General features: G+C 71.2%; 3 protein-coding genes and 1 pseudogene. All 4 read right to left on the minus strand.

The genetic code is table 11. The features are described from left to right. Window positions 1–1,216, minus strand: a 1,216-nt coding sequence (locus C1I98_RS36300) for a glycosyltransferase family 4 protein (RefSeq protein ID WP_111171812.1), incomplete at its 3' end; no start/stop codon positions are given. 57 nt (window positions 1,217–1,273) lie between these two features. Further along, complete coding sequence (glyA, locus tag C1I98_RS36305; protein WP_111171814.1) at window positions 1,274–2,503, minus strand: serine hydroxymethyltransferase; 1,230 nt, start codon at window positions 2,501–2,503, stop codon at window positions 1,274–1,276. 194 nt (window positions 2,504–2,697) lie between these two features. After that, window positions 2,698–3,078 carry a hypothetical protein gene (locus C1I98_RS36310; protein ID WP_111171813.1) on the minus strand — a complete coding sequence of 127 codons (381 nt, stop codon included), beginning with the start codon at window positions 3,076–3,078 and terminating at the stop codon, window positions 2,698–2,700. A gap of 39 nt (window positions 3,079–3,117) precedes the next feature. Then, window positions 3,118–3,931: pseudogene (locus C1I98_RS42150) on the minus strand (hypothetical protein); the annotation flags it as partial.

The following is a 3,931-nucleotide window of genomic DNA, read 5'->3' on the forward strand; positions in this document are numbered from 1 at the left end:
GGCCGGCCATCGGATCGGTCGCAAGGCCGCCGGGCGAGTCATCCTCCGGCCTGCGCCGCCGTCCCGCGGCGTGCGCTCCGCCGCCACCTCCGCCGCCACCGCCCTGCCAGCGCTCCCGCAACCGCGGCAACGCCATCAGGAACAGCGCGATCAGCGCCAGGATGACGATCCCGACGAACACGATCATCGGCACGCTGAAGATCGACGCGCCGACCACGGAGAACCCGAACAGGAACGTCCACGCGTACATGATCAGGACGGTCCGCCGGTGGGAGTGGCCGATGTCGAGCAGCCGGTGGTGCAGATGCCCGCGGTCGGGGGCGAACGGCGACATGCCATAGGAAGTGCGGCGGACCACCGCCGTCCACAGGTCCAGCAGGGGCAACACCATCACCGCGACCGGCAACAGCAGCGGCAGGACCAGCGGGAACCGGTTGATCGTGGCACTGAGCGCGCTGGAGTCGATCGGGGTCACCGTGACCACCGAACTGGCCAGCACCAGGCCGAGCAGCATCGCGCCGGTGTCGCCCATGAAGATCTTCGCGGGATGGAAGTTGTGCGGCAGGAAACCGGCGCAGATGCCGATGAGCACCGAGGTGATCGCCGCCGTGGCGTTGATCCGGGTGTCGCCCATCGTGGTGGACAGCACGATGGAGTAGGCCCACATGGCCATGGCCGCGATGCCGACGATGCCCGCGGCCAGGCCGTCCAGGCCGTCGACGAAATTGACCGCGTTGATCGCGACCACCACCACCAGGATGGTGATCACCGTTCGCAACGTGCTGTCCAGGGACAGCGCGGCGGTGCCGGGCATGGGGATCCACTGCAGGTACAGGCCGAACGCGACGAGCAGGCCGGCCGCGGCGATCTGGCCGCCCAGCTTGATGAAGGGGTCCATGCCCCACCAGTCGTCGAGGAAGCCGGTGATGGTGATCAGGCCGCCGGCCGCGATCAGGGCCAGCACGGTCTGGCCGCCGGCCAGGTTGGGGTCGGCCAGCGACTGGGCGACCCAGGGCTGCCGGGTGGCGAACAGCAGACCGGCGACCAGCCCGCCGTACATCGCCAGGCCGCCCAGGCGGGGGGTGGGGGTGGTGTGCACGTCGCGATCGCGTACCTCCGGCATGGCGCCGATACGGATCGCGAACAGGCGGACGAGGGGCACGAGGAGGTACGTGACCGCCGCCGCCACCAGTGCAATGAGGAAGTACTCGCGCACGGACCTAGTTTCCTGGATGCTCCGGCCTGCTGAGGCCGGAAATCGACACAGAACAGCTCATGATTCGCTGGGATAAACCTGATGGACGCCTACCAGCTCCGCCACCCGCCGCCTCACCTCCGGGGCGCCGCCGGGGTCGCGGACCGCCGCCGCCACCATCGTGGCGACCTCGGCCAGGTCGCCGGGCCCGAGGCCCTGCGTCGTCACGCACGGCGTGCCGACCCGCAGGCCCGAGGTCACCGTGGGCGGCTCGGGGTCGTAGGGGATCGCGTTGCGGTTGAGCGTGATCCCGGCGTCCGCGCACCTGCGCTCGGCCTCGCGCCCCGTGACGCCGAGCGGGCGCAGGTCGATGAGGGCCAGGTGGGTGTCCGTGCCGCCGGAGACCGGGCGCATCCCGGCGGTCGCCAGGCCGTCGGCGAGCGCGCGGGCGTTGTCCACGACCCGCTTGCCGTACTCGGCGAACTCCGGGCGCAGCGCCTCGCCGAACGCGACCGCCTTGGCCGCGATCACGTGCATCAGCGGGCCGCCCTGGGTGAACGGGAAGACCGCGCGGTCGATCTTGGCGGCCAGCTCGGCGGTGCACAGCAGCGCGCCACCGCGCGGGCCGCGCAGCGCCTTGTGCGTGGTGAAGGTGACCACGTCGGCGTAGGGCACCGCGGAGGGGATCGCCCCGCCCGCCATCAGCCCGATCGTGTGCGCCACATCGGCGAGCAACCAGGCCCCCACCTCGTCGGCGATCCCGCGGAACGTGGCGAAATCGATCAGCCGGGGGTAGGCCGTGGCACCACATATGATCATCTTAGGGCGGTGGCGGAGCGCGAGGTCCCGCACTTCGTCGTAGTCGATCAGTTCGGTGTCCCGGCGCACGCCGTACGCCGCGACGTCGAACCATCTTCCCGAGAAATTCACCTTCGAGCCATGGGTGAGGTGCCCGCCGTGCGGCAGCGCCATCGCCAGCATCGTGTCACCGGGCCGTAGCAGGGCCGCGTAGGCCGCCAGGTTGGCCGACGCCCCCGAGTGCGGCTGCACGTTGGCGTGCTCGGCCCCGAACAGGCGTTTGGCGCGCTCCACGGCCAGCGCCTCGGCCCGGTCGACCACCTCGCAGCCGCCGTAGTAGCGGCGGCCGGGATAGCCCTCCGCGTACTTGTTGGTGAGCGTGGAGCCGAGCGCCGCGAGCACGGCGGGCGAGGTGAAGTTCTCGCTCGCGATCAGTTGCAGGCCGGTCCGCTCCCGGTCGAGCTCGTCCAGGACCACGGCGGCGATCTCCGGGTCCTCGCGCAGCAGCATGGCGAAGTCGGGACCGTAGTAAGGCGTCTCCTGGCCCGTCACCTCTGCTCGCCTCAATCCGCCTCGACCCGTGCCGGCTGCGTCCGGTGGGCGCGGCGACGCGGCGACGCCGACCGGCCCATGGTTCACCTCATCCCACTGTAAGCCCGGCCGGGCCGGTTTTCCCATGTCATGCGGCCGGACACGGCCACGGATCAGGAGAAGGCGTGCGGCGCCCCCGCCTCGACCGGCACCCAGCGCGGGGTGTCGGCCGCCTGGTCACTGATCGCGCTGAGCACGGACTGCCGGTAGAGCGCCAGCCGTTTGTCCCACTCGCCGATGTCCTCGACGTAGCGCCGGCCTACGGGGGCGTCCCACACATCCGGGCTCTCGGCCAGCCGCCGCGCCTCCTTGAGCGTGCCGGTCAGCGACTCCATCATCGGCATGACCTGGTTCCACAGCGTGACCAGCTTCTGGTATTCGGGGTTGAACTGCCAGGCGCGGGTCTGACCGTCGAGCCCGAGCGGGTCGCCGGTGGACGCCGGCGGGCTCTCTCCAGGCTGCAACGGCTGCGGCGCCGGTGGGTCGGCGAACATCGAACATCTCCTCCCATCCGCGGTCGAATCGGCGATCGGTCAGGCCGGCCGGGCGGACCCGCCCGGTTGTACGACTCCCGGTCCTCCCTCGAGCCCGACGTCCTCGGGCACCCGCTCCACGCCGCTCCAGTGGTCTTCTCCGGACAGCGGGACGGTGGGCGGCTCGGCCGAATCGGCTTCACGCACGTCCTCGAACTCCTCTTCCAGGGACGACTGCTCCAGCGGCAGGTCTCCACCCCCGCGGGCGCCACCGGAATCCATGAACCCGGACCCGGGCACGGTGGTGGCGCCGTCACCGGCGCCGTCGCCGCCGTCGCCCATGGAATCGGCGGGAGCGTCGTACCCGACGCCGGACACCGCGCCGCCGTCCTGGGTGGCGGTGGAGCCTTCATAGGCGACTCCGGAGACGGTGGTGCCGCCGCCGCTCTCGCCTGCCTTGTCCGCGCCCGAGCCGCTGGGTTCGAGGTCGGGGTTGTCGCCGCCGTCCGGGACGCGCTCGATCTGGGGGATCTTCTCGTCCTTGGGCTGGGAGTCGGAGTCGGGCAGGCTCGGGTCCACCTGGCCGGGAGGTCCGTCCGGTGTCGGGCCGTGCGGGCTGAGCTGCAGGTCGTCGGCGATCGGCATCTTGTGCGGCTCGGCGTTCTCGAAGTTCTCGATCATGTCGCGGAGCTCGTCCATGGTGGGCGGTTCCAGCGGGACCTGCATCATCTTGGTGCCGTTGGGCAGCTCGATGACCCGTGGGCCGTCCGGCGCGGAGTCGTCGGGGTGATCGATCCGGTCGGGGTGGTCGATGCGGTCGTCGTCGCCCTCGGGAGCCTCCGGGGACTCAGGGGACTCAGGGGACTCAGGGGAC

Source organism: Spongiactinospora gelatinilytica, from assembly GCF_003236385.1.
GTDB classification, from domain to species: domain Bacteria; phylum Actinomycetota; class Actinomycetes; order Streptosporangiales; family Streptosporangiaceae; genus Spongiactinospora; species Spongiactinospora gelatinilytica.

Excerpts from the sequence above, each read along its gene's own strand:
- C1I98_RS36310 (WP_111171813.1), bottom strand. The coding sequence starts at position 3,078 with ATGTTCGCCGACCCACCGGCGCCGCAGCCGTTGCAGCCTGGAGAGAGC.
- glyA (WP_111171814.1), bottom strand. The coding sequence starts at position 2,503 with ATGCTGCTGCGCGAGGACCCGGAGATCGCCGCCGTGGTCCTGGACGAG.